General features: G+C 69.3%; 11 protein-coding genes and 1 pseudogene. 5 read left to right on the top strand and 7 right to left on the bottom strand.

All coding sequences use genetic code 11. The features are described from left to right. Window positions 1-1159 precede the first annotated feature (1159 nt). Window positions 1160-3778 (top strand): CBM35 domain-containing protein, encoded by a 2619-nt coding sequence (locus OG689_RS03240; RefSeq protein ID WP_266317316.1) that lies wholly within the window; start codon window positions 1160-1162, stop codon window positions 3776-3778. Between the two features lie 280 nt (window positions 3779-4058). Here the strand turns inward: OG689_RS03240 and OG689_RS03235 are convergent, their stop codons facing one another. Then, complete coding sequence (locus OG689_RS03235) at window positions 4059-6839, bottom strand: beta-galactosidase (protein WP_266317311.1); 2781 nt, start codon at window positions 6837-6839, stop codon at window positions 4059-4061. 110 nt (window positions 6840-6949) lie between these two features. Between OG689_RS03235 and OG689_RS03230 the strand changes: the two genes are divergently transcribed. Continuing rightward, window positions 6950-7186: a hypothetical protein gene (locus OG689_RS03230; RefSeq protein ID WP_266317305.1), complete on the top strand. Its 237-nt coding sequence runs from the start codon at window positions 6950-6952 to the stop codon at window positions 7184-7186. 148 nt (window positions 7187-7334) lie between these two features. Here the strand turns inward: OG689_RS03230 and OG689_RS03225 are convergent, their stop codons facing one another. From OG689_RS03225 to OG689_RS03215, 3 genes and pseudogenes are all read right to left on the bottom strand, one after another. After that, complete coding sequence (locus OG689_RS03225; protein ID WP_266317299.1) at window positions 7335-9710, bottom strand: beta-galactosidase; 2376 nt, start codon at window positions 9708-9710, stop codon at window positions 7335-7337. A 1258-nt stretch (window positions 9711-10968) separates the two neighbouring features. After that, window positions 10969-11096, bottom strand: a pseudogene (locus tag OG689_RS03220) (transposase); the annotation flags it as partial. Window positions 11097-11201: 105 nt separating this feature from the next. Continuing rightward, window positions 11202-13400: an NPCBM/NEW2 domain-containing protein gene (locus OG689_RS03215; RefSeq protein ID WP_266317295.1), complete on the bottom strand. Its 2199-nt coding sequence runs from the start codon at window positions 13398-13400 to the stop codon at window positions 11202-11204. A gap of 1612 nt (window positions 13401-15012) precedes the next feature. Between OG689_RS03215 and OG689_RS03210 the strand changes: the two genes are divergently transcribed. After that, the gene (locus tag OG689_RS03210; RefSeq protein ID WP_266317291.1) at window positions 15013-16797 is read left to right on the top strand and encodes a sigma-70 family RNA polymerase sigma factor; all 1785 of its coding nucleotides are present in this window, start codon (window positions 15013-15015) and stop codon (window positions 16795-16797) included. A gap of 118 nt (window positions 16798-16915) precedes the next feature. Here the strand turns inward: OG689_RS03210 and OG689_RS03205 are convergent, their stop codons facing one another. Next, window positions 16916-18157, bottom strand: coding sequence for an IS256 family transposase (locus OG689_RS03205; protein ID WP_266317287.1), 1242 nt, complete (start codon window positions 18155-18157; stop codon window positions 16916-16918). A gap of 335 nt (window positions 18158-18492) precedes the next feature. On the opposite strand from OG689_RS03205, the gene OG689_RS03200 reads away from it, so the two are divergent. Further along, window positions 18493-18678 carry a hypothetical protein gene (locus tag OG689_RS03200; protein WP_266317281.1) on the top strand — a complete coding sequence of 62 codons (186 nt, stop codon included), beginning with the start codon at window positions 18493-18495 and terminating at the stop codon, window positions 18676-18678. An 893-nt stretch (window positions 18679-19571) separates the two neighbouring features. Here OG689_RS03200 and OG689_RS03195 read toward each other — a convergent pair. Continuing rightward, window positions 19572-21575, bottom strand: a complete 2004-nt coding sequence (locus OG689_RS03195) for a ricin-type beta-trefoil lectin domain protein (RefSeq protein ID WP_266317277.1) — start codon at window positions 21573-21575, stop codon at window positions 19572-19574. Window positions 21576-22518: 943 nt separating this feature from the next. Beyond that, entirely contained in the window at window positions 22519-23304 is a 786-nt protein-coding gene (locus OG689_RS03190) for a DeoR/GlpR family DNA-binding transcription regulator (RefSeq protein ID WP_266317273.1), read from the bottom strand. Window positions 23305-24017: 713 nt separating this feature from the next. Between OG689_RS03190 and OG689_RS03185 the strand changes: the two genes are divergently transcribed. Then, entirely contained in the window at window positions 24018-26396 is a 2379-nt protein-coding gene (locus tag OG689_RS03185; protein ID WP_266317270.1) for a LuxR C-terminal-related transcriptional regulator, read from the top strand. The last annotated feature ends 79 nt before the right edge of the window (window positions 26397-26475 follow it).

Here is a 26475-nt window from a genome sequence, read left to right as displayed (position 1 = left end):
TCCTTGCGGCTGCACGGCTGGATCGTGGGCGGGGGCAACCCGGCGGCGGGCCGTTCACCCAGCAGGGGAGCCGACTGCGACCGGCACCGGCACCGGCCCCGACCGGTCCGCCGGCCGTCGAGCAGCCACGCGCAGCGGGTCGATGCCGTGGGCAGGGGCTTCCCGAGGCCGGCGGGAGTGCTTCGCTGTCAGGGGGCGGGATCACCCAGCACCCTCGAAATCGGCAGGTTCAACCTCGGCACCGCCGGCATCGGCGCCCGCGGGCACGCCTTCCACCTCAGACAGCCGCTGTCGAGACATCGGGGGATTCGCGTGGGCTCAGATGCCGGCGGCGGTGTGGATGGCTCGTACGGTGCCGTCGGGATCCAGGTGTGTCGGTGGCGGCCAAGCGGGCGGACGGCGAGGCGCGCGACAGGTCGACGCAGACGGCGGGCCGGCGGGCCGGACCCGCACGGCCGAAGAGTCCTCTCCCAGGGGATGCGGGCGGACGCCGTAGGACAGCACGCCGGGATTCCAGGTAGCGCTCACCCGGAGCGGGCGCGGTGACCAGTTGCCCAGGGCGGCGCCGTCGCGGGGTTCCGCAGGCCGCACCTGTGGATGCGTCGGCCGACGGCTTGCTCGCGGCTCGGGGCATCCGGCAGCGGCGCTTCGGCGGGAGGGTCGGAAGGCGGCGGCCCACGGGCCGCACTGTCACGAGCGCTGGATCCCCTCGGGTGCGGCAGGCACCGGGTCGCCCCGGTCGGCCCGGCAAGGGGCTGTAACGATCTCGCAACGGGGTTTGAATTCCCTGACCCCACTGGCGGATCCTTCGGTGCGGAGGGATCGATGCTCAAAGTTGCTTGATATGAGCCAGCATTGCGCATGTTGAAGCATTGATCTTTTCGCGGATCACAGCTTTCCATCCGAAGGCCCTGCACATTCTGCGCGTACCTGTCTCCAAGATGGATCCGAAGGCGCAGAGGTGCTAGCGGCAGTGAAAACAAGACTGACGAACGACATCAGCGAGCAGACAGGGACGGTGATCCGGAGCGGCAACGTCCCGGACATCCTTCGACCGGCGTTGCGCCGGCAAGGCCGCTGACGACCTGGACCGATCCGGGCGGGCTCGCACCGACGAGGGGCCTGTCGGCGCCCCGTCCGCCTACTGAAGGACCATGGAATGAAACGTTCTCTCCGATTCTGGCCGGCCGCCACGTGCGCAATCGTGCTGGCCGGCCTGGTGCTGGCCCCGCCGGCCGCACAGGCCTCGACCACCGCGACCAGTGCCTCGGGCAGCGCGCTGGCCGTCACCCCCCCTATGGGCTACAACAACTGGGCCAGCACCGGCTGTTCGACCAACAACCCGAACGCCGGCGACGTCGGACCGTCCGAGACCCTCATCCTGAACCAGGCGGCATCCCTGGTCAGTTCAGGTCTGGCAGCCAAGGGCTACCAGACGGTCACCATCGACGACTGCTGGATGACCCACTCCCGCGGCGCGGACGGCAACCTGGTGGTCGACTCCGCAAAGTTCCCGAACGGCATGGCCTACATCGGCCAGCAGCTCCACGACAAGGGCCTCAAGTTCGGCATCTACGAGGACATCGGCAACTGGACGTGCGGTGGCTTCCCCGGCGACTACGGCCAGTTCCAGCAGGACGCCGACCTGTTCGCCTCCTGGGGTGTGGACTACGTCAAGCTGGACGGCTGCAACATGCCCTCGGCCGACAACAACCTCGCCGGCTACGCCAAGGACTACGCTGCCTTCGCCGCCGCGCTGAAGAACAACGCCAGCCACCGCGACATGGTCTTCTCCAACTCGGCCCCCGCCTACTTCTCCATCGGTCCGAGCGACCTGGGCAACTGGTACTCGATCGTCGATGCCTCCTCCAGCGCCAGCCAGCTCTGGCGCAGCGGCTACGACGTGAAGATGGCCCACGCCGGCGGAAGCGCCTGGACCAAGACCGGCAACCAGGCCGGCGTGCTGACCCAGTACGGCTACAACACCGAACTGGCCCGCTACTCCGGCCCCGGAAACTGGAACGACCCGGACTTCCTGATCCCCGATCAGCTGACCGACGCCGAGACCCGCAGCCAGATCGCGCTGTACTCGGTGACGTCGTCGCCGCTGATCCTGAGCACCGACGTCACCAACCTGTCCGCGGCAGCCCTGAGCGCCCTGAACAACTCCGACGTCATCGCCGTCGACCAGGACGCCCTGGGCGCCGGCGCCGTGCGGATGAGCGACGGACCGGCCAACTCCAGCAGCGGCACCGAGCTCGTCGCCAAGCCGCTGTCCGACGGCAGCCTGGCCGCCGTCGTGCTGAACAAGGGCTCCGCCACCCAGGCCGGCTACAGCCTGAGCCTGTCCGCGCTCGGCCTGGACACGGCCACCAGCGGCTGCACCTACACCGTCAAGGACCTGTGGGGCAACCAGGGCTGGAGCAGCAACACCTCCACCGCCTCCACCGGATCGGTGGCACTGACGAACATCGCCGGCCACGACAACGCCATGCTGAAGATCACCCCGAACAGCAGCTGCGCCGCCCACACCCCCACGGGCCAGATTTCCTCCAGCCCCCGTGGCATCAGCAGCGCCCCGCTGTGCCAGGAGCGGTACGGATCCACCACTGAGGTGGACATCGCCACCTGCACCGGTGCGACAAAGCAGCAGTGGCAGATGAAGGCCGACGGTACCGTCCGCCTGGTCGAGCCCGGCGCAGGCGGAACCGCCCAGTGCCTGACCGCCCCGTCCGCCACCACGACCAGTGCTGTCAACGGCCAGTCCGGCATGTGGTTGCGGGTCGACACCTGCGGTGCGGCGGCGGACGCCGGCTACCAGAACTGGACCTACGGCCGCGACGGCAACCTGGTTCTGGCCGGATCCACCGCCAACGCGGGCCGGTGCGCAGACGTCTACGGCGCAGCCACCGGCACCTCCGGCACTCCGGTCGACCTCACCGCCTGCGCGGCGGCGCCGGACGCGCTGAAGGCGGCCCAGGTCTGGGCGGCACCGGTCGGCGCCACCACCTATCAGGCCGACCGCGCCGGCACCCTCGGCGGCCAGGCGCAGGTCTCCTCCTGCGGCACCTGCCCCGACGGCAAGCTCGTCGGCTTCATCGGCGGCACCACCAACAGCGGCACCCTGACGTTCGCCAACGTCAAGGTCGCCACCTCCGGTACCTACCAGCTGCAGATCGACTACATCAACGGCGACGCCGGTGCCCGCACCGGCAACATCACCGTGAACGGCGGCACCGCGACCCCCGTCGGCTTCCCCACCAACGGCAACTGGACCACGGTCGGGTCGAAGCTGGTCACCGTCGGCCTGAAGGCCGGCACCAACACCGTCAGGTTCAGCAACCCCAACGGCTGGGCCGCCTCCATCGCCAGCCTCTCCGTCCCCACCGTCCCCACCGGCCGGCTGTACTACGCCGACACCGCCGGCACCCTCGGCGGCGGCGCCCAGGTGGCCGCCTGCTCGACCTGCCTCGACGGCAAGCTGGTCGGCTTCATCGGCGGCACCACCAACACCGGCACCCTGACGCTCAACGTCACCGCCGAGACCGCCGGCACCTACCAGCTGCAGATCGCCTACATCAACGGCGACCCCACCGCCCGCACCGGCAACATCACCGTCAACGGCGGCACCGCGACCCCCGTCAGCTTCCCCACCAACGGCAGCTGGACCGTCCTGCAGAACAAGACCGTCACCGTCACCCTCCAAGCCGGAAACAACACCGTCAAGTTCGGCAACCCCAACGGCTGGGCCGCCTCCATCTCCACCGTCACCCTCTGACGGCACACACCTCTGACCTTGCCGCCCGGCGCGCCCGCGCCGGGCGGCAACGCCGTGTCCACTCCCCGCCCGCCCGCCCGGCACGTGGCCCTGCCCCGCTTGGCAGGCCCGCTCCGGTGCTGCCGGCCGGGGGCGGGCGACCCCGGCCGTACTCAGCCCCAGCCCCTCGGCCCGTCACCCTGTGCCGCCCGGACCGGCCGGCCGCCACCGGTGGAGGCCGTGCCCGGAGCGCTGCGCCTGCCCGGACTTGGCGACCGGCCGCGTGTACATCGATCGGATGTCAGGTGACGGTGAACGTCTGGGGGCTGCCGGCGTCGTAGGGGCGCTGTTCGAACTGGGCGCCCTGGGCGGTACCCGCGGTGAGGTAGAGGTTGCTGTAGCGGTTGGCGATGCGGACGTTGCCGTTCCCGGCGTCCTCCAGGCGCCATTCGTCGTTGGTGGTGGGGCCGAGCACGTAGGCGTACTGGATGATCTTCGCTCCGGCGGCCTGGGACGCGTTCAGCACGACCAGGTCCTTGCCGCTGTTCTGGTTGACGATGCGCACGTAGCCGTCCCCGAGCGGCCTGAACTCGAAGCGCTGGTTCGCGCCGTTGTGGTTCGGGTAGCGGATGATCGTGGCGACGTTTGCGGTGCTGCTCCCGCTGACGTCGATGACGTCGCCGGTCCCGGTGACGGTCACGGCGTGGTACCCCGTCGGCACCGTTACCACCGGGCCGTTCCAGGCCGCCTCGCGCATCGGGTTCCACGTCCACCCGGTCAGGGCCGGTGTGGGGTCGGCGGGACGGGGGACGCCGTGGATGGCGGTGTTCCAGGCGGACACTTCGACCAGGAGGTCGGCGCGGGCGGCGTCGGTGAGGCTCTTCAGGTCGATGGTCCACGCCTCGCCGTGGTAGAGGTCGTTCGTGATCGTGGTGCCGGCGCCGATCAGCTTGGCGTCGCCGCCCCGGTAGTCCAGGACCAGATGTGCTTCGGCCAGGTCGGCGAGATCGGTGGGGGTGCTGGTGATGCGCCAGCGGTTCCCGGTGGCCGACGTGACCTGCGGGGCGGCGGGGGCGGCGGCGAGCTGGAAGGTGTAGCGCGCGAAGGGGGTGCTTGCCGCCTGGGTCCGGCTCCAACCGGCCGCCGGTGTGAGAGAGCCCGCCGGGAAGACGTCCGTGGTGATGGTGTTCCCCGCCCGGCCGGCGAACCGGACGGTCGGCGCCAGGGCCGACAGCTGGGCCCCTTCCGTGATGATCAGCCGGTCGCGTCCGTTCAGCGGGGCGACAGCGGCGTTGAGTGACTCGGCCTCGGTCAGGACGATGATCCTCGCGGAGGCGTTCTGGGTGGCGGACTTGCGCACCAGCAGGGAGGTGCGCTGCCCGGCCGGGACGTTCGCGATGCGTTCGGCACCGGTCACGGCCTGGGTGAAGGTTCCCGATTCGCCCGTGAGGACGACGGACGGGTCGAAGGCGAGCGCCCGGTCGGTCCAGTCCGGTGCCCAGTAGACGAAGGTGGGGATGTCGTCGCCGGCGATCTTCGCCAGCGGTTCGACGGTGGCCCAGCGCAGGTCGACGCCGTTCAGGTTCGTCATGAGGGGGAACACGTTGCTGCGGTCCACCGGCATGGTCAGGGGCTGCTGTGGCAGCGTGATGGTCGCGCCGGCCGTGTGCACGTTGATCTGCATGTCGTTGCGGGCGGGCAGGGTGACGCCGCGCTGGGTGTTGTTGACGAACACGAATCCGCGGCCGGCGCCGTCGAAGCGTCCGATGTACCGCAGTCGGCCGGTCTGGGTCGGGTTCATGATCTGCTGGGGGTCGCGGCTGACCCGGGCCCTGACCAGTTCGTCGGCGTAGGTGGCGGTGAAGGTGTGCAGTCGCCGGTAGTACCGGTAGGTCTGCCTGGTCTGGCCGAACTCGCCCAGTGGGGCCTGGAAGTCGTACGTGAGCGGCCAGCTCGTACTCATGCCGGGTACCTGGGTTCCTCCGTGGAACATGTAGTAGCCGAGGTTGTTCGACCCCCGGCCGACACAGTCGTACGTGTTCGCCACCGTGTACCTGGGTTCCACGAGGAAGCGATCGTTTCCGTGCATCGGGCTTCCGGTGCCCAGTTCGCAGAATCCGCGCGGGTAGTCGAGGGTCTGGTAGAACGACCCGCCGATGTCGGTGTTGGCGGTCCACTCGTCACTGCCGTAGATGAAACCGCTCACGGCGGAGGTTCCGCCGCTGGTCTCCCACCCGCGGTAGATGTAACTGCCCTGCAGCGGAATCGCGATGTTCTTCTCGAACCTGGAGTTGGCGGTGACCGTGTAGTACGGCACCACCATGCCGCGCTCCTCGCACATCCGGCGCAGCGTGGTGATGTGGGGCGCGCTGCCGGAGGCGAATTCGTTCTCCAGTTGGATTCCGACGATCGGGCCGCCGTCCTTGACGAACTGTCCTCGGAGTTGGTCGGCGAGTTGTGAGAAGTACGAGCCGACTTTGGCCAGGTACCCCGGGTCGTCCGTGCGTTCGTTGCTCAGGGCGAAGGACGGGATGCCTCCGTTGTCGGTCTCCGAGTTGATGTAGGGGCCGACGCGCAGCCAGACCAGCAGGCCCTGTCGCCGGGCCGCGGCCACGAACGCGCGAATGTCCCGGCGGCCCGTCCAGTCCCAGGTTCCCTCCGGATTCTCGTGATGGTTCCAGAACGCGTATGTGGCCACGGTGTCGAGGCCTGCCGCGCGCATCTTGCCCAGCTCCCGCTCCCAGCGGTCGGCCGCGTAGCGCACGTAGTGGAACTCCCCGCTGAGCGGGTACCAGGCCTGTCCGTTCCTGGTCCACCCGTTGTACGTGACGCCGTAGGTGACGCCCCCGCCGACGCCGCCGAAGCCGGGGAGGGCCGTATCCGGTCGGAGCTCGGTCGCCGCCGTGTCCAGGTGGTAGCCGGGCAGACCCGCTGCCCCGCGGTCGGCCGCGTGGGCATTGGCGGGCCATAGCAGGTTGCCGAGGACGGGGCCGGCGGCGACCGCCGCCGCTCCGGCGCCCAGCAGCCTCAACGCGCCACGGCGGCCCATGTCCTGGGGACGGGGGTCCGGCTGGTGCTCCATGGTCTTCTCCTTGGTGGGTGTCGTGTCGCCCGGAGGGTGTGGGCCGGTAGGGCCCGAACGGGCGTCGGCGGGGGAAAGCGCTTGTTCGGGGGGTTGCCGGACCGCGCGGCATGAAGAGCAGCGGGGCGGAGCCAGGGCCCCGCCGGGCCGGTGGGGTGGTCCTTGTCGCGCTCTCGGGGCTGCTGCTCCCGTGGCGGCTCACCGGCTGGTGCGCGTATACGCAGTGGGTTTGGTTCCGGGACAGCGCCGGCGTCGGGGACGTCATATCCGCAGGCCAGGATGTCAGCCGGGTCGAGAGCGGGGCTGATCTGGCCTTCGTGGCGGCCCTGCCCTCCGAGCCCGGCTGATCAACGTCCAGGACCAGATCACGACCCGCCCCGGCACCGGCAGCTGCTCCGGGGCGGCGCAGGAGGAGGGACGCCATACCTCGTTGGTGTGGTCCGCCCGCGTTCGAGCGGCGTCGGTCAGGCGGACCACCGTGACTTGGCGGGCCGGTCAGGGCGCGGGTACGCCGGTGACCGAGATGTCCGCCGCGCTGGTCCAGGGGCCGCGGTTGCCTGCCTCGGTGAGAGCCCGCAGGCGTACGTAGCGGCCGCTGACCGCCTTGATGTTCACCGTCTTGCGTTCGGCACTGTCGGTGAAGGCTCCGGTGGCAACGGGGCTGCCCCAGGCGCTGGTGGAGTCCGAGACATGGACTTCGTACGACCCGATGCGGCCGTTGGGACTGCCGTCCTGGCGCGGCAGGTAGCCCAGGCCGTCGACGGTGTAACGGGCTCCGAGGTCGATCTGGATTTCGTGGGGCAGCGGGTCACTGCCACTGGACCACTTGCTGTGCCAGATCGTGCTGTTGCTGCCGTCGAAGGCGTTGACCGCCGCGCCGTTCTCCCTGGCGAGCTCCTGGCTGTCCGCGTACACGAGTCTCCAGGCCGTGCGTGCGAGGACGGGGCTGCTGAGGACGGAGTGGAGGGAGATCCGCGCGGGCTGGACCTGGTGGAGGTCGAAGATGACGATCTGGTTCGCGCCCTGTACCAGCCAGGGGGCCGGGCAGTAGATCCGCTGCTGCGGGCCGATCTGCCAATAGCGACCCAGGTTACGGCCGTTGACCCAGACCACGCCCTTGGTCCAGCCGGACATGTCGAGGTAGGTGTCGCCGACCTGGGTGAGATTCACGGTGGCGCGGAAGAAGATGCCGGGGCGCTGGGGGTCGGTCACCCGGGGCGTGAGGTTGGCGACGAACGCGTCGGTCATGGGCAGGAGGGTGGTCTGCCATCCGGTCAGGGTCCCGGTCAGGCTGCCGGCGTTCTGCAGGGCCACGGATTCGAGGATGCCCTTGCGGTCGACGAGAGCGTGGCCGAAGTTGGTGCGACCCAAACCTTCGACAAGGATGTCCAGTTGGGGGTTGGAGCCGGTCGTACTGCCGGTGGGGAGAGCGAGTGTGGCGTTGTTCACGGCCACGTTGAGAGCGGTGGCGACCGCGGAGGGCAACGATGACCGGTAGAGACCGCCCACGTAGCGCTTGGCGAGGCTGACGGTCGCGTAGTCGTGCACCCAACGGATGGACAGCTGACCACCGCTGTAGCCGCCGAGCTGCTTGGTGTAGAGGACGAACCCACTGTTCTGGTCATAGGTCTCCATGGGCTGCGGGTTGACGGTCCGGTCGGCCGGGAGGGGGGCGGGCAGGTTGTCCCACAGCGACGCGTAGGGCGCCGGCAGCAGGTCCGTGCCGTCGGAGCGGGCGACGGTGGCGGGGACGGCCGGTACCGCGGGCGGTGGGGTGGTGAGGTAGCCGGCGATGAGGTTCCGGTACTTGGTGTACCGAGCCGTCGGGGCGCCCTGCTCGGTGATCGGCGCGTTGTAGTCGTAGCTGGTGATGTCGGGGGTGTAACTGCCGGAGCTGTCACTGGCGTTCGCCCCGGCGGTGAATCCGAAGTTGGTGCCGCCGTGCACCATGTAGATGTTGAAGGACAGGCCCTTGTCCATCAGGCCCTTCAGGGCGCCGGAGATGTCGCTGCCCTGCCCCTGGAACGTGCTTTCGCCCCAGTGGGTGAGCCAGCCGGGGTAGAGCTCACCCGACATCGCGGGGACCGTGGGGAAGGACTGGCGGGCCGCCGCCACGTCGGAGGCGTCGCCCCCGCTGAGGCCGATCGCGCCGCCGGCGACCACGGTGCCTTTCGTCTGGGCGTAGGAGAGTCCGTCCTGGGTGTAGAAGGGGCCGTTGACGCCGTTCTTGATCCAGAGTTGGCGGATCTCCTCCAGATAGACGGAGTCGGACCCGTAGGAGCCGTACTCGTTCTCGACCTGGACCATCAGGACGGGGCCGCCGTTGGCCACGAGCAGCGGGGCGACCCTGGGGGCGAGCGCGTTGATGTAGCGGGTCACGGCTGCCATGTAGTGCGGGTCGTCGGCGGCCCTGACCCGGAGCTTGACGCCGGGGTTCTTCAGCAGGTAGGGCGGCAGTCCGCCGAGGTCCCACTCGCCGCAGATGTAGGGGCCGGGACGCAGCAGCACCCACATGCCCTCCTGCTGGCAGAGGTTGACGAACGCCTCGATGTTGCGCCGGTCGGTCTGGAAGTCGAAGACGCCGGGGGTCTCCTCGACGTGGTTCCACATGACGTAGACCGCGATCGTGTTCAGGCCCATGGCCTTGGCCATCTGGATGCGGTGGCGCCAGTACTGGACGGGGATGCGCGCCGGGTGCATCTCCCCGCTGCGGATCTGGAAAGCCCGCCCGTCCAGGAGGAAGGCGCTTCCGTCCGGTGCGAATCCGAAGGTGTGCTGAGCACCTCCGGCTGCAGCGGCCAGGCCCGAGGATGCGGCCAGCGCACCGGCGGAGCTCAGAATGCTGATCGTCAGGAAACGGCGGCGGTCCATAGTGCCCTCACTTGCTGAAAAGAAGATGGGTGATCGACATGGCTACGGGTCCTGCCCGGAAACACGGTGACGTTGCTCCCGGTCGTCCCTGACTTCGCGGACAGGTGATGGGGAACTCGTCAGGGTGGTGGTCGTCGCTGACTGCTCGGACGCGCTCTCGCGGTGGTCCTCGGTGGCGGTGGGCGCAGTGGGTCCGGGTGCTGCTCTGCCTGACCCGATGCCGGATCGACGCTCTGTTCGTCAGGGCCGGTGCCACCGCCCGCGCTCCGCCTTCCGGGCGGCGGTGGTACTGACGGGGCGCCGGCCGATCGGGGGCCGCGAGGCCGGCGGCCCACCAGGGCGTCCGCCGGGGGGAGAGGATCGGCGCATCGCTCGGGCCGGTGTCACCGGCGTACGGGCGGTTGACCGAATATCCGTACCTGGCACGGGTGTTGGACGCCATGGGTGGGGTCACGGCGAGGGGCGTCGCTGTTGGGGCTGGTGGCGGTCGGATCGGCGTGGGCCGGGCTCTTGGGGAGCATCAGCGATGCGGCTGCGGTGAGAGCGTCGGCGGTGGCCGCCCGCAGCTGACGGTGGTGGTCATGACAAGTCCTGCCTTGCAGGGGGGAAGTCGGACGGTCGCCCGTGACACCGCCCGGCCGAAGCCGTGCGGCGCCGGGGCGCGCCGGTGACCCTCGCCGCGGTTGCGCCAGAGCCGGCCGATATCCGGATTGACTGACGGCGTTGACGAGGCATGTGTAATTCTGCGCAAAACTAAGCGCGAGTCAACAGAAATGCTCAAAGTGATGGTGCGTCAAGTTGCATCGTTGACGGCCGATCGGAGCTGCCAACTCCCCCATGAAGGACCGAACACGCGCCCGTCCGAGACAGGGATCGGACGATCCCCTCGGCCGCGCCCCCCCTTTGGCTGATCACCACACGACAAGGCGACGATCGGATGCCCGCCCGACCCTCGGGGAACCCCGGTGACAGCATGGCAGATCCTTGATCAACGCCCGGAGGGCGGTGAGGAAGGCGACAAGGACGCCCATCGAGGCTTGCTGGCGGGTGCGGGATCAGCAGGCTCGGCCGTCAGACCTCTCGGCCGGATTCCCGTTCCTGACCCCGACCGGGGGCGCGCGGGATGCTTCCGATCTGTGTCGGCTCTGTGTCGGCCGGCCGGGTGCGTGGTGGAGAGTGGTGCCGGCGTTCCAGCCCTCACCGAACCGGTAGGAGGACCGGCCGACCTGGATGACCCGGCAGCCGTGCGCAGGCTCTCGGCGTCCGCGATGATCGCCGCGTTTCGCGCATCGGTCTTGGCCTTGCTCGGCGCGAGGCCGACGATCTTTCGCATGGTCAGGCCCGGCAGGTGGGCGAGGCGGCAGCCCTGTCGCGAGCCGTAGGTGGTGCGGTGCCAGAACCTGGCGGGACGGAGGTGATCACGCGGTCGGGCAGCACCCGAAGGGGCGGGGCCGATGCGGCCCCGCCCCCGGTCGTTTGCCGCACCTGGGGTCAGGGGCAGGTGATGACGGGCTGTGCCCAGTCGGCGTGGTCGTTGGAGTTGCCGTTGCCGTTGTCGGTGACGTGCAGGGTGAGTTCCTGGCCGTCGGTGAGGTCGGCCTGCAGGGCCTTGGGTGCGTCGGTGCCGGTGAGGGTGCCGCTGTCGGCGATCTTGACGCCGTCGCGCAGGACCTGGAAGACGACGGAGCCGTTGTTTCCGACCTCGTCGTCGATGCCGACGGTGGTGGTCAGGGAGGTGCAGGTGCCGCCGAGGTAGTAGGTGATGTCGGAGTTGGCGTGGGTGCCGAGGCCCTTGGTGTAGCCGGTGTTGCCGATCTTCATCGGCTGGCCGTCGCCCGCGCCCGATCCGCCGTTGCTGGTGTCACGCTCGACCGGGCCGTAGCCGTTGGTCGCGGAGGTCCAGGTCAGGTCGGAGACGGCGTTGGCGCCGGCGGCCGGGCCGTGACCGCAGGAGATCTTGGCGTCGGCCCAGTCGGCGTGGTCGTAGGAGGTGCCGTCGCCGCCGTCGGTGACCCGCAGGGTGACCTGCTGGCCGCCGGTGAGGTCGGCCTGCAGTGGCTTGGGTGCGTCGGTACCGGTGACCGGGCCGCTGTCGGCGACCTTGACGCCGTCACGCAGGACCTGGAACGTCACCTTGCCCCTGTTGCCGACCTCGTCGTCGATGCCGACGGTGGCGGTCAGGGAGGCGCAGGCGCTGCCGAGGTAGTAGGTGATGTCGGAGTTCGCGTGGGTGCCGAGGCCCTTGGTGTAGCTGGTGCCGCCGATGGCCATGGTGCTGCCGTCGCCGGCGGCCTGCTCGCCGTTGCTGAGGTTGCGTTCCACCGGGCCCCAGCCGCCGGCCGAGGTCGACCAGGGGAGTTCGGAGAGCTGGTTGAGGCCGGTGGCGGGCGGCACCGGGCTGTTGGGTGTGACCTTGAACATCACGGTGTCGTGCGAGGCGACGCTGGCGCTGATGGCTGCGGTGGTCGAGGTGACGACCTTGGACCACAGGTCCCTGAGCTGGTAGCCGGTCGCGCCGCCGAGACCGACCGCCTGCGCGGTGGTGGAGATCGTCGCCGCGGCGGTGCCCTCGTTGGTGAGGGTGACCGCGCGGGAGCCGTCGGCGAGGGGCTTGGTCATGACGACCAGGCCGTTGGTGTTGGACACGACGGTGCCCTGGCGGCCGAGGGAGTCCTGGTCGACGGCGATGACGTCGGTGTTCCCCAGGATGCCGAGGGTGGTGCTGTCGGCGGTGGTGAGGTCGTTGCCCATCAGAAGGGGGGCGGCCATCGCGGCCCACAGGCTCATGTGGGTGCGGTACTCGGCGGGGTTCATGCCGCCGTTGCCGACCTCCAGCATGTCGGGGTCGTTCCATGCGCCGGGCCGGGCGAAGGCGGCGAGGGGCTGATTCGCGTGCGCCCTGTCGATCATGGTGGACCAGTTGTCGCTGATGTCGGGGGTGGTGCGCCAGGAGTTGGCGACGGCCGGACGCCAGGATTCGACGGGCTGCTGGGGCTCGCGGTGGATACTGTAGAAGATCGGCCGTTCGGGCTTGCCCGAGGCCACGACGGCCGCGGTCGCGTCCTTCAGGGCGTCGCGCATCTTCGTGAACGCCGTCTGGGCGTCGACATTGTCCTGATCGGCACGGCACCAGTCGTACTTGAGGTAGTCGACGCCCCAGGAGGCGAAGGTCTGCGCGTCTTGCGCCTCGTGGTCCTTGCTGCCGTTCGCGCCCGGATAGTTGTCCCAGATGTTGGCACAGGTCTTGGTGCCCGGTGTGGCGTAGATGCCGAGCTTGAGGCCCTTGCCGTGCATGTAGTCGGCGAGCAGCTTGATCGGGTTGACGCCGGGGTACGCGGGGTCAGAGGGGAACGTCGTCGGATTGGGCTGCAGGGTGCCGTCCGCTGCGCGGGTCGCGGCCTGCCAGCAGTCGTCGATGTTGACGTACTTGTAGCCGGCCTTGTCCAGGCCCTTGGCGACGATGGCATCCGCGGCATTCTTGATGTCGGTAGCCGTGACGGCACAGCGGAACTTGTTCCAGCTGTTCCACCCCATCTGCGGGGTACGCCCGAGGTGGTTGTCGAGCGCGGCCGCGGGCGGGGCGGACATGACCTGGAGGGCGGAGGTGGCCACGAGCGCACTGGTGGCCACGAGGACGGCGGAGGCGGTGGCGGCCAGGCGCCGCCGGACGGTGGAGCGGGGGTTGGTCATTTTCGGTCCGATCGATGGGGCTGGTGAGCAGGGGTGGGGTTGCTCTGTGGTCAGCGGGGCGCGCCTGACAAATCACTGACGGTTGGTCAGGGAAATGCCACATAGGCGTTGACGGGGCGAAGGCCACTTCGTTCCTGCGGTGGCGATCAGGGACTGGGAGACCGGACTGCGGGGAGACCGGGCCCCTCTCGAAGATTCGGCCGACTCGAAGGGACCTGTTGCCGAGGGGCTGACGCAGAAGTGCGGGATGCACGACTGAGGGCAGGCACGCAGCGGGCCATGGGGCCCATCGGTTGAGCAATGTGCGGATGGAAGCGGCCCGGGTACGAAGGGTGAGTGCACCGGGGTACGCAGCCTCAGAGGGAAACCTGTCGAGACGGAAACAAACAAAGTCCAACAGGGGTGTGCACATGAAACATCCAGCGGCGTGCAGAGTCAACAGGGTGGGGCCAACGCGACGCGAACGGCGAGTCCGCGGACCAACTGAGCCGTCAATTCCCGGACTGACCCCGCCTCCGCATGTTCGAGGTCATCACCGCCGACCAGCTCCAGCGCCTGCCGCGCCCGTGCGGCGTCGAACGAGGCGGTGTGTCAGGCGCCCTGCGACTCCGGCCGCAGGGCCGAGTCGCCTTGGGCGGCAACACCGCCGACCGTGACAAGACACAGCCCTGGGCGGCCCGGCCGGTGGACGCCGCAGGGCAGGTGCCCGGGATCACGTACGGGTCGGCCCGGCGCTGCCGACCCCATACCCGCATCGGCAGGTATAGGTAGTTTCCGCGTAGTACCCCCGGTGTGTGTGTCGGCCGGCCGGGTGAGGGTGGAGGACATGGTTTTCGCAGACGCGACTTCGGATGACCGGTCCCGTAGCAACCCGCTCGTGGTGGAAGACATACAGAGGAGCCCTTCCATGGACGCCACCGTCACCATCCCCACCGGAACGCCGGCCGGCCTCGCCGACGGCACGGCGGGTTCCACGACCGCCGTCCCCCCTCCGGAGCCGCCCGGCAACGCACCACCGGGCAGAACACCAGCGGTCTGGGAGCTTGCCCATCACTCCGCATCTGCCGGGACCGCCCGCCGCCTCGCCCGTACCGTCCTCGGTGCCTGGGGCACGGGCACGGACTTCCAATGCCGCCGCCGCTCCCTCGCCCAGTCAATCGCCGGCGGCGACCGGCCCGGCGGCTGTGCGGACTTTCCGGCCGGCGGGAAGCTGAAAAGGATTGCTGAAGGGGACCAGGGGAGCTCTTGACCGGCTCGAACGCGGCTGCTCGGCTGCTCGGCTTGTCCGGCCGGGGGCGACCAGGGGAGCGGCGGCGTCGGCAACGACGTGAGCGTGGTGAGGCGGGAGTCCTCGGCAGAGTCGAATCCGCGGCAATATCCTTTTTCTTGTTCCTTTTTTCACCGGTATTCGATCGGATGACAATCCTCCTGCTCTTGACCGACCTGCTGCCGGGCGGGTTCGCAGCTGGAGCTTCCCTTCTGAGTCGAGCCCCGGTCAGGCGCCGAAGGGGCCTTACCCATAACCAAATTTCTTGGTGCCGTTCGTCATTGTTTCAAAGCTTCAAGTCCGGATAACGTCCCACTCGTTCGAGGAACAACAGCAGGAGAGGATATGTCGATGGGCCACCCGGACGACGGGCAGCAGTCGCTGGCTGCCCTGGTCGTCGCAGCTCAAGGAGGAGACCGGGCTGCTATGCAGGACCTGTTGGGCTCCTGCCTGCCGATGGCGTACGCAATTGTCGAGCGAGGTCTCACCGGGCAGGCCGATATCGACGATGTCGTACAGGAGACAATGCTTCGTGCGATAAGAGACATACGGGCGCTTCGCGACCCGGAGCGTTTCAAGGGCTGGTTGTCGGCCATTGCCCTCCATCAGGTCGACGACCGCCGGCAGCAGCAGCGCAGGGCCTCCGAACGCACAGTGATGATCGATGAGGCTGCCGTCCGGACCAGCGGCGCAGGGGCGGGCTTCACCAAGCTGTCGGCCCTGAAGCTGGATCTGTCGGAACAACGCCGCCGCACCGTCGAGGCCGCCCGCTGGCTCGACCCCGTCAACCAGGACCTGTTGTCACTGTGGTGGCTGGAGGTCATCGGTGAGATGAGCCGCTGCGACGTCGCCGCCGCTCTCGGTCTGTCACCCGCACATGCAGCAGTCCGCATCCAGCGTATGCACGCGCAGCTGCAGATCTCGCGCACCCTGGTGGAGGCGTTGAACGCCCGGCCCAGGTGTGCGGGACTGCAGGCCACCATCACCGCCTGGGACAACGTGCCCTGCCCCTTGTGGCGCAAGCGCGCCGCGCGACATCTGCGCCGCTGCGCCGCCTGCGGGGGTCTTTCGGACCGCCTCGTGCGTACCGAACGGCTGTTGGCCGACTTCATGCTTGTCGGCGTTCCAGCCGGGTTGCTCGCGGCCCTGGCCGACAGGCAGGTGGTTCCGACGGGCCTCGCCACGGGGTACGGCCCGTCTGCGGTCCCGCCCTCACCACAGCCAATGACGCCTTCCGAACTCTCCGTATCGACGTCCTTCCCCACCGGACGCGACTCCTCCGCCACAGCGGCGGAAACCTCCCACACCGTTCATCAGGACAGGACCATCAAGGTGACATACGCGTCCCCCTCCCGCCGTCGTGGCAAGACCCTTCGCAACGTGGTGTTGGCAGCCTCTGCCACCTGCGCGATCGCAGGGCTGACCGTGGTTGCGGGCAGAAGCATGACCGGCCAGGAGAGCAGGGCTTCGGACAGAGTCAGCACTTCTGCCGCAGACGGGCAGGGCGTCCCCGGGTCCACGCAAACGCCGGCAGAGGCTCGGTCGGCCACGTCCGGGCCGGCCACGCCTCCGCCGGTTTCGGCGCCGTCCGTCCTTCCTTCCCCGGGAGTCGCGGAGGCAGGGAACATGTCGAGTGGTGCACCGTCCCTGAAGCCGACGTCCTCGGGTTCAGCGTCGCGCGCCAACGGTAGTGGCAGCGGCGAACCCGCCGCCCCTCCGAACGCCGCTCTCCTGACACCGCTGGAGCAACGGATCGTGGACCTCACGAACGACGCTCGGGACAAGGCCGGCTGCAAGAGCCGTCTGAAGGCCGACAGCACCTTGGTACTGATAGCTCGCGATCACGTGAACGAAGAGGTGGCCAAGCAGTATTTCGGCCACACCTCTCCTTCCGGCGAAACGGTCGGCGACCGTGCCAAGAGGCTCGGTTCCACCGGGTCGGTCGGTGAAAACCTGGCGGCCGGTTCCAACTCACCGGACGCCACGTTCCAGGGCTGGTACTCGGAAGGACCGAGTGGCGGTCACTACCGGAACATCGTCAACTGCGATTACACGCGGATCGGTGTCGGATACAACGGCGGTGGCATCAAGCCGTACGCCGGCGGAGCCTGGTCCGAGCTGTTCTCCTGATGCTGCAACGGTGCCCGCTGCAACGGCTTTCCGGTTCGCTTGCCAGGTGGTTCGTTGACGAAGAAATGTGCAAGGCGGATACTCGTCGCGGTCGTGTCCCGCTTGGTGGTGTAGCCGATCATTCGGTGGGCGTGTTGGTGGTGTTGGGTAGTGCGGGGGCGCTTTCGGGGAGCTTGGCCGGGTAGAGCTGGTCCATGCTGCCTTCGGGCAGGTAGCGGCGGGGGAAGGCGATCCACTCGTCGTGGAGTTCGAAGAGCACGGCGGTGACCAGTCGCAGGAGCACGTTGTCGTTCGGGAAGACCTGGACGACGTCGGTTCGGCGTTTGATCTCGCGGTTGATCCGTTCCAGCGGGTTGGTGGACTGGATCTTCTTCCAATGTCGTTCCGGGAAGGGTGCGAAGGCGGTCAGGTCGTCTTTTGCTTCCAGCAGCATCGCCTTGACCTTCGGGAACTGCGTGCCGAGCATGCCGGCGACGGTGTCGAGCTGGGTGCGGACCGCCTCGGCCGTGGGCTGGGCGAAGATCGTGCGGATCGTCGCGGCGACCATCTCGGCCGCCTCCTTGTTGATCGCGCTGAACACGTTGCGCAGGAAGTGGACCCTGCATCGTTGGTAGGCGGCGCCGATCATGACCTTGCGGATGGCCTTGACCAGCCCCAGGTGGTGGTCGCCGATCACGAGTCGGACCCCGACGAGGCCGCGTTGACGCAGGGAGCGGAGGAACTCCGTCCAGAACGCCTCGGTCTCGCTGTCGCCGACCATCACTCCCAGCACCTCGCGGCCGCCGTCTTCGGTGATTCCGGTGGCCACGACCACGGCCCGGGAGACGATCTGGTGCTCGACCCTGGCCTTGCAGTAGGTCGCGTCCAGGTAGACGTAGGGGAAGCGGACGTGGTCCAGGGGTCGGCTGCGGAAGGCGGTCAGCTGACCGTCCAGGTCGGCGCAGATCCTGGAGACCTCGCTCTTGGAGATGCCGGTGTCAGCGCCCAGGGCCTTGACCAGGTCGTCGACGGAGCGGGTGGACACGCCGTGGACGTAGGCCTCCATGATGACCGCGTAGAGTGCCTGGTCGATGCGGCGGCGCCGCTCCAGCAGCGCCGGGAAGAAGCTGCCCGCCCGCAGCTTGGGAATCGCCAGATCCAGGTCGCCGGCCGCGGTGGTCACTGTCTTGTCGCGGTGCCCGTTGCGAAACGCGGTGCGGGTGTCGGTGTGCTCGTTCCACTGGGCGCCGATCCTCGCGGTGGCCTCGGCCTCGATCAGCTCCTGGAGCATCCGCTCGGCCACCCCGCGGACGAGTTCGAGCCCGTCTGCCGAACGTAGTGACTCCAACAGGCGTAGTAGGTCAGACTGGGACAGGGCCACCGTGCGTCTCCTTCGTTGAACTGGCCGTTCACTTGGGAGAGTTGCACGGTGGCTGACCTATGTTCAGGGGGTGTGAGGCCCTCGTGGGTGTGCGCCCCGGGAGCGAGCCCGCGCACACCTCATCGATGATCGGCTACACCACACAGCGGGACGCCATCCTCGTCGCCGGTCGGGCGGAAGGGCCGTTGCGAAGCCCTGCGACCTGGTGATCGCGCCGGTCACATGATGTCCAGCAGGTCGGGCGGCCGGTCGCGCGCGGCAGGCGACTGCGCCGCCGGCAGGGCGACCGTCGATCCCGCGTCGCCGAGCGCTCCTGCCGGGCCCGGCTGCCGACTGTGACGGCCGGCTTCTGCCGCGTGCTGCTGGTGCCCGGACCGTTCGTCTTCTCCCTGCACGCCATCGAGGCCCGCTCCATCGTCCGGCAGCTCAACGCGGCCGGCTGCCAGGTGCTGGAACTGCCTTCCCCCACGCGGCGGCCGCCCGCCCTGCGACGGCCGGAAGGTGCCAGCGCTGATGGCTGATCAGGATTCGGCGAGGCCGCCGCACCGCCCGGGCGCATCACCCGGCGCGAATCGTGCAGATCCCATCGGGAGTACGGGGCCTCCGGGCGATGCGCGGAGCGGCGCCATCGACAAGACGGGCGGAAGGGCGTCCGACGGTGCAGGGGAGAGGGCGGGTGAAGCCCGCGAACTGCGTCACCCCGCGCGGGGCCGCTGAGAGATTCTCATCCTCAAAGTTGCAGGTCACGAGGTCTGGTGTGGGGTGGGGGTGGGGTGCTCGGGCTGGTCGGTGGCGTGATCGGTAGCAGGTGATCGTCTGCCGCATGGCCGCTTCGCCGGAATCGCTCTGCCGGGCCGGGGCCGCCTCGGACGCTCCATGGAGGGACGCGGGAAGGGGCCTGTTGGTTGTGGATGTGCTGGTGTGGGTGATGCAGCGGCGGGTGGTGCTGGCCGGCCCGGCCGAGCGGCTGCGCAAGGAGCTCGCCGGGATCGATGCCGAGGTCGCTCGGTTGGTGGCCGGGGAGGTGGCGTTCGGGCAGTTCGCCGACGCCCAGCGGGCCGGGACCGCTGATGACCCGGCCATGGCGGAGGGGTTCGAGCGGGTGACGACCTCGCCGGGGGCGGGCAGGGTGCTGCTGGTCCCGCACCGCGGGGACGGCATGGACACCAGCGCGCTGCCCGCTGACTACCAGGCGATCATGAAGATCGTGACTTTGCTGCCGGAGCCAGTTCCGGCCAAGGAGGTCGGCGTCAGGCTCGGCAGGGGCTGTTCAACATCTGACCCCTCCGCCCAGCCGCCGTGCCTGCGCCGCCCCGGGATCTCAGCTGACCGTGTGAAGCACTCCGAGGCGGCGTCCCGCGCTGCCCCGGAGTGCCCGGTGGTGGGGTGCCGGGCCCGTTGCGGGCCCGGCGGGTCAGGGGGTCGGCGGGGTGTTGAAGGGGGCGGCCCAGGTCTGGTTGGCCTGGATGTTGTCGGGTGCGGCGCCGCAGGTCCAGAGGTCGACGGGCGTGCCCGGGGTCGTCGTTGTGGTGCCGTAGACGTCCAGGCACTTGGTGGTGCCGGCGAGCTTCAGGTTGCCGTCGCGGTTGTAGGTCCAGGTCTGGTAGCCGGGGGCGGAGCCGCAGGTCGCCACACCGGCCCACTGGCCCGATGCGCCGTTGACCACCCCGGTGGTCGTGGTGGCCTGCGCGGTCAGGCAGAGGTTGGAGGCCCCGGTCTGGAGCAGCTTGACGGAGCCGTCGCTGTTCATCTGCCACTGCTGGTTGGAGGCACCGCCGCAGGAGGCGAGGTCGATGGCGGTGTTGGTGGTGCGGGACTGGTAGTTCTCAAGGCAGAGCGCGGCCTTGCCCCAGCTGTTGCGGGAGGCGGTGATCTGGCCGCGCGGGGTGGAGGTGCTGCCGGTGGGCGGGGTGATCTTCAGCATGGCGCTGTCGTGCGAGGCGACGGTGAGCGCCACCGTTCCGGCCGACGTGCTGGTGGTGTGTGCCCACAGGTCGCGGACGGTGTAGCTGCCGCCGGTGGTGTTGAAGCCGATGGCGTTCAGGTCGAGGGTGTAGTTGGCGGACGCGGCGCCCTTGTTGAGGACGACCACGGCCTTGCCGCCGTCGGCGAGCGGCTTGACCACGACGTCGATGCCGCTGCTCGCGGCGGGGGTGCCGTCCGTGTTGGCTGCGCCGCCGGAAATCCGCTGGCCGCCGGCGCCGAGGGTGTCCTGGTCGACCGCGATGACCTCGGGGTTCTTGAGGATGTCGATCGAGGCGTTGAGGTGGGCCGCCTCCGCCGGATGGGCGGCGATGTAGGACGGGGAGAACTTGCGGGCGTCGGTGGAGATCACCAGGGGGGCCGCCATCGCGGAGAACAGCGACATCTGGCTGCGCTCCTCGGCGGTGGTCATGCCGTTGTCGCCGATCAGCAGCAGGTCGGCGTCGTTCCAGTTGCCCGGCCCCTGGTAGCGGGCGAGCTCCTGAACGGCGTCGAAGCTCTGGTAGGCGCCGAAGTTGTACGAGGACTGCACGCCGAGCGGCTGGTTCCACGGGTCGGTGGCGCCGTTGTCCCGGTCGTTGAAGATGTCCGGCCCGACGCGCCAGAGCTGGCCGTTCGAACGGACCATGTTCATGAGGGCGGACTTGGTCGAACTGTTGCCGTACCCGGCCGGGGCGGAGATGTTGAACATGACGTTCGGCCTGGCGGTGCCGCTGTTGTTCTTGTTGGTGACCGCGGTCTTGAGGGCGCCCGCCATCCTCGGGGCGGTGACGTAGTGGCCCTCCTCGTTGCCGCAGTTGTCGTACTTGAGCGCGTCGACGCCCCAGAAGACGAAGGAGTTGGCGTCGGCCTGCTCGTGGTACTCGCTGCCGTTGGGCAGGTTGGGCGCGGTCGGTGTGATGGTGGTACAGGTGTGGGTGCCGGAGGTCTCGTAGATGCCGAACTTGGCCCCCAGGCTGTGCAGGTAGTCCCCGTACGCGGTCAGCTCGTAGTCGAAGCCCGGCTGCTTGGTGGTGTCGCGGACGTCGGTCTTGCCGCCCCAGTTCAGGCCGCCGTGCAGGTAGCCGGAGCTGTTGCGGTACATCCAGCAGTCGTCGACGGTGATGGTCTTGTAGCCGTTGGCGATCAGCCCGGCGTCGGACAGGCCCTTGGCGTTGTCCTTCATGTACTGCTGGAACGAGTAGTTGAGCTGTGCGGAGCCGTCGAGCGGGGCCTGGGGCCGGCACTCGGTACGGGCCCAGTTGTTGAAGCCCATGGGCGGCAGGGCGGCGATCGGGCCCTGCGGGGTGGCTGCGGTCGAGTAGTTGGCGACGGACTGCGAGACGCCGTCGTTCGCGAACACCGGGGCGGCGTTCAGGACCGCGCCGGTCATGATGAGGGTGACGCTCAGCAGCAGGGTCGCTGCCTTGCGCGGGCGGTGTGCGGGAGGGATCACTGTGGGGGAGCCTCTCTCAAGAAGTGGTCTGACGTGCACCTTTGGCCGCTCGATGATGCAACTTCGAGCTTGCGGCCGTCTGAGCGGAGCGGCGCAGGAGCGACGTCGAATGGGCAGGTGCAGGGTGGGCCGCCGATGATCCGGCGCTGGGACGAACCGGACGCGGACCCCGACATCTGACGGGAGGGCACGGGGCCCGGTCAGCCGAATCACATGACACCGTCCGTGGGTTGCGGCCTGCGGAGCCCCGCCCTGGATGTGCGAGCCTCACACGGAAGAGCGCGATCCGGGGGTGGGGATGGGGTGGTGACTTCGTCGGAGGCGGGCTGGTTCCGCGCTGGGGGCGGAGAGCGTGGTGGGTGCGCTGTCCGAGCCGGCTGCCGTTGTGCGGCGCCACGCTGCGATGGGCGTAAGTGTTGACCCCTGGGAACTGCGACCTCCAGCCCGGTTACCAATTCGTTGCAGAGATTCGCCCGTTGAATCGAACAAATCATGTTAAAACGCCCAAAGTTTGCTTGGTCATGCATCAAGATGGCTTGAATAAAGCATGATGAGTCACCAATGGAGCTTCCTGTTGAACGAACGCAACCTCCGCAGCCGCCTCCCAGCCGCAGGGGGGTGCCCCACTCGCACGGTCGGTGATCAACCCCGGTGATGAAAGGAAGCTCGGTGTGACGGCTGTTCAGAGCCACCCCGTCCTCCGAAGCTGCGCGCAGGCAACCACCCCTTGAGGAACGTGTGGCGGTCAAGTGCACAGGAGCCTCGACGAGCCGCCCCTGCCGCGGGACGCGAGCGTCCCGACGTCGGTCCGAGGGCGTACCGGCCACACGGCTATCGCGTGTTCCCCGTCGCAGCCTCGGCCCGGCAGGCCCTCCAGCGTCCCCGCGACCTCGGCGTCCTGCCCCGAGCACTGGGCATACGCCCGGCCCGGGCTGCGCCCTGATCAGACCTGGACGACCTCGATGCCCTGGCTGGCGAACTGCTGGACCAGGTCGTGGTCGGCGTCCTTATCGGTGACCAGGACTGATCCGCTGGTCATCTGGCAGACCTGGGCGAAGGCCCGTCGTCCGAGCTTGCTGGAATCCGCGACGATGATGATCTTTTCGGCGCGTTCGGCGATGGCGCGGTTGACGTCGGCCTCGCCTTCGTCGTGGGTGGCGGCGCCGAAGTGGGCGTCGACGGCGTTGACGCCGAGGACGGCCACGTCCAGGGCGAGGGACTGGAGGACGTGGGTTGCCAACGGGCCTGTGAGTTCGTAGGAGTTGGGACGGGCGACGCCGCCGGTGACGACGACTTTGATCTGCGGTCGTACGGCGAGTTCGTTGGCGATGTTGATGGCGTTGGTGACGACGGTGAGGGACCCGCCGGGGCCGTTGTCGTTGAGGTCGGCCCGGGTTGCCAGTGCGCGGGCGACCTCGGAGGTGGTGGTGCCGCCGTTGAGGCCGACGATCCCACCGGCCGGTACGAGGGCGGCGGCCGCCTCGGCGATACGGTGTTTCTCGTTGGCCCGGCGTGCGGTCTTGTAGCGCAGGGGAAGGTCGTAGGAGACCGAGCTCAGTACGGCCCCGCCGCGGGTCCTGGTCAGCATCTGCTGGCGGGCCAGCTCGTCCATGTCACGCCGGACCGTCGCCGCGGAGACGCCGAGCCTCTCGGACGCCTCCGTCACCGACAGGTGGCCGGCCTCGCCGAGTACCTCCAGCAGCTGAGTCCACCGCTCGTGCGCGCCCATGGTCGTCCATCCTGTGTGCGTGTGCCATGCATGGCATCTGCCCGGTGCCCGACGTGTCGTGCGTGTTCCCGCCTTTCTCCCACCCTATTGGCTCGCGTACGGATGGCCTGGACCAAGGCCCAGTGCCAGGGGGAGTGAGCCGGCCGTTGCCTGTGGGGCCGTTGCCTGTCGGCGGCGTTGAACCGTGACCCTTTCTCGTCCGTTGAGTTCTGCCCCTCGCGTCTTGTGTTGATCTTGTTGGATCGGTGGTCGACGCGGTGGAGCCGGAGTGGTGACCGCGGGTGCTTGCTCGGTGCGTGAGCCTGGCAGCGGGCGTGTGCTCGTGACGAGCAGGGCCTGGCCGCCGACGCCCAGGGCGTCCGCCAGGCCCTGCCCGGGCGTCGTTCCAGGCGGTACGGGGCTTGCCCGGGCCGGTGTGGTCGTGCGCGGTGGCATGGACGCCCACGACTTGGCCGGCCGCCGCCTGCTTCGACCTCGGCCACGATCTCCACGCGTCCCGCGGCGACGCGGAGCTCTCCGCCTCGACGGCCGGATCGGACAACCCCTCTCGCTCGGCGGCCGACCTTCGACACGGTCGGCGACATGACCGTCGACGTCGCGATCGCCGGGCCGTGGGTCCTCGACGGGTTCAGCGATTCGCCGGCCGGCACCGGTTCGGCCTCTCCGGCCTGCTTCCGTTGCCCGCCCTCGGGCAGGCGGTCTAGCCTGCGGGTATGGGTGAGTCCGAGCGGCGGAGCCGGGGCGCGGCCAAGGCCGGTCTTCCCGCCGAGCTGACCAGCTTCGTCGGGCGCAGGCGGGAGATCGCCGAGGCGAGGAGCCTGCTGTCCACCGCCCGCGCGGTGACCCTGCTCGGCCCGGGCGGTATCGGCAAGACCCGGCTGGCACTGCGGGTCGCCGACCAGGTTCGTAGGGCGTTCACGGAGGGGGTCACGTTCGTCGACCTCGCGCCGCTCCAGGACGCGGACCTGCTCGCCTACACGGTCAGCGATGCGCTGAGAATCGCGAGCCGTCGTCCGCACGACCCGGTGGACGTCATCACGGAGTTCCTGCGGGACCGGCAGACGCTGCTGGTGTTCGACAACTGCGAACACCTGACGGACGCCTGCGCGGATCTGGTCAACATCGTGCTCCGCGCCGCCCCCGACGTGCGGGTGCTGGCCACGAGCCGGCAGCGCCTCGGGGTCACGGGGGAACGCCTGTGGCAGGTGCCGCCGCTGACCGTACCGGATCCGGACCGAACCGGTCGGCCCGCCGCCGTCCCTGAGTCCGAAGGGCTGACCCTGTTCGCCGCGCGGGCCGCGTTGGTGAGCGACTTCGTCCTCACCGAGGACAACTGGCCCGAGGTGGCGCGGCTGTGCCGCAGGATGGACGGCCTGCCGCTGGCGATCGAACTGGCCGCGGCAGGCACCAGGGTCCTGCTCCCCGGCGACATCCTGGAGCGGCTCGACGGCAGGGTCCGCATCCTCGCCTCCACCGACCGTGGTGCACCCTCCCGCCACCGCACCCTGGACGCGGTCGTGGACGGGAGCTACGGATCGTGCTCACCGCAGGAGCGGCTCCTGTGGTCCCGCGTTTCCGTCTTCGCCCACGGCTTCACCCTGCACGCCGCCGAGCAGGTCTGCGGTGACGAGACCATTCCCCCCGACACCGTCCTCCACCTGGTCACCGGCCTGGTCGACAAGTCCGTCCTGACCCCCGAACGGCACCTCGGCGAAATCCACTACCGCCTCCTGAACACCCTCGCCCGCTACGGCCGGGACCGGCTCCGCGAAGCCGGTGAGGAGGACGCCGTCCGCCGGCGCCACCAGCGCTTCTACGCCGCCATGTCCACACGGTTCTCCACCGAGTGGTTCGGCCCCGGGCAGGTCGAGCAGGCCCGGCGGATGCGGGCGGAGCACGCCAACCTCCGAGCCGCACTCGACGAGTGCCTCACGGCCCCCGGGGAGCGCCAGGCCGGTTTGGTCATGGCCACCGACCTCATCCACTACTGGGTGGGGTGCGGGCACATCACCGAGGGCCGGCACTGGCTCGAGCGGGCACTCGCCCTCAACCCCGAACCCACCCCGGAACGGGCAAGGGCGCTGCGCCGGCTCGGCTCGCTCGCCGGGAGACAGGGCGACGCCGCCGCGGCCGTCCCGGCGCTGGAGGAGTGCCGGGCCATCGCCCAGCGACTGGGCGACGGTGTCCTGGACGCGGAGGCCGTGGCCATGCTCGGGCAGGCCGCCATCACCGCGGGAGACCCCGAAGCGGCTCTTCCCTTCCTGCGGGAGGCGGCCGAGAGCCTGCGCCGGCTGCAGCACCCACCGGAGCAGCACCTCTACGTCCCCATCCTCATCGCCCTGGCGAAGCTCCTGCTCGGCGCATTCGACGAGGCGGCCGCCGCGGCCCAGGAGGCCGGCCGGCTCAGCAGTCGGTCCGGCGACCGCTGGTACCTGGCCGCCGCCCTCCTCGACTTGGGATACGCCGAGTTCGGCCGGAACAACCCGGCTGCGGCCGCCGCGTACGCCATACAGGCCATGGACATCGGGCATGACTTCGACGACCCCACGACCGTCGGTCTGGCGCTGATGTGCCTGGCCGGTACCGCGATGGCGACCGGAGATCACCGACGCGGCGCCGTGCTCACGGGGGTTTGCCATGGCATCTGGCAGCAGGCCGGCATGTCCCTCGGCGTCGCGGCCGTCTTCAGCCCGACGATGAAGCCACTCGAAGCTGCGACCAGTGCGGCACTCGGCGAAACCGAATTCCTGAACGCGGTGGCCTACGGCGCCGGGCTCGACCTCGACCAGGTCATCGGGTTCGCGCACGGCGCCCACAGTGAGACCCCGGAGCGGACCGGCCCGGGTGACAGTCCGCTGACCAGACGCGAACAGCAGGTGGCGGTCCTCGTGGCCGAGGGCTTGTCGAACAAGCAGATAGCGGCCGACCTGGTCATCGCCCAGCGCACCGCCGAAGGCCACATCGAGCACGTCCTCAGCAAGCTCGGTTTCACCTCCCGCACCCAGATCGCCATCTGGGTCGCCCAGAACCCCAACACCGCGCACCATCCGGCCGCGAGAAGACAGCGGCAGAACTTCGGCAATCAGACCTGAGGTGCATGAGCCACCCCAGGCCCCTGGCAGGGCACCCGCGACCCGGCGGCCGGCCCTCGACCCGACGGGATGCGGGCCG

This window comes from Kitasatospora sp. NBC_00240, assembly GCF_026342405.1.
Taxonomy (GTDB): domain Bacteria; phylum Actinomycetota; class Actinomycetes; order Streptomycetales; family Streptomycetaceae; genus Kitasatospora.
The sequence above is the reverse complement of the archived record's forward strand: the minus strand, read 5'-3'. Positions and strand labels throughout refer to the sequence as shown.

Excerpts from the sequence above, each read along its gene's own strand:
- OG689_RS03190 (WP_266317273.1), bottom strand. The coding sequence starts at position 23,304 with ATGGGCGCGCACGAGCGGTGGACTCAGCTGCTGGAGGTACTCGGCGAG.
- OG689_RS03210 (WP_266317291.1), top strand. The coding sequence starts at position 15,013 with ATGTCGATGGGCCACCCGGACGACGGGCAGCAGTCGCTGGCTGCCCTG.
- OG689_RS03215 (WP_266317295.1), bottom strand. The coding sequence starts at position 13,400 with ATGACCAACCCCCGCTCCACCGTCCGGCGGCGCCTGGCCGCCACCGCC.
- OG689_RS03235 (WP_266317311.1), bottom strand. The coding sequence starts at position 6,839 with ATGGAGCACCAGCCGGACCCCCGTCCCCAGGACATGGGCCGCCGTGGC.
- OG689_RS03230 (WP_266317305.1), top strand. The coding sequence starts at position 6,950 with ATGAAGAGCAGCGGGGCGGAGCCAGGGCCCCGCCGGGCCGGTGGGGTG.
- OG689_RS03240 (WP_266317316.1), top strand. The coding sequence starts at position 1,160 with ATGAAACGTTCTCTCCGATTCTGGCCGGCCGCCACGTGCGCAATCGTG.
- OG689_RS03185 (WP_266317270.1), top strand. The coding sequence starts at position 24,018 with ATGGGTGAGTCCGAGCGGCGGAGCCGGGGCGCGGCCAAGGCCGGTCTT.
- OG689_RS03225 (WP_266317299.1), bottom strand. The coding sequence starts at position 9,710 with ATGGACCGCCGCCGTTTCCTGACGATCAGCATTCTGAGCTCCGCCGGT.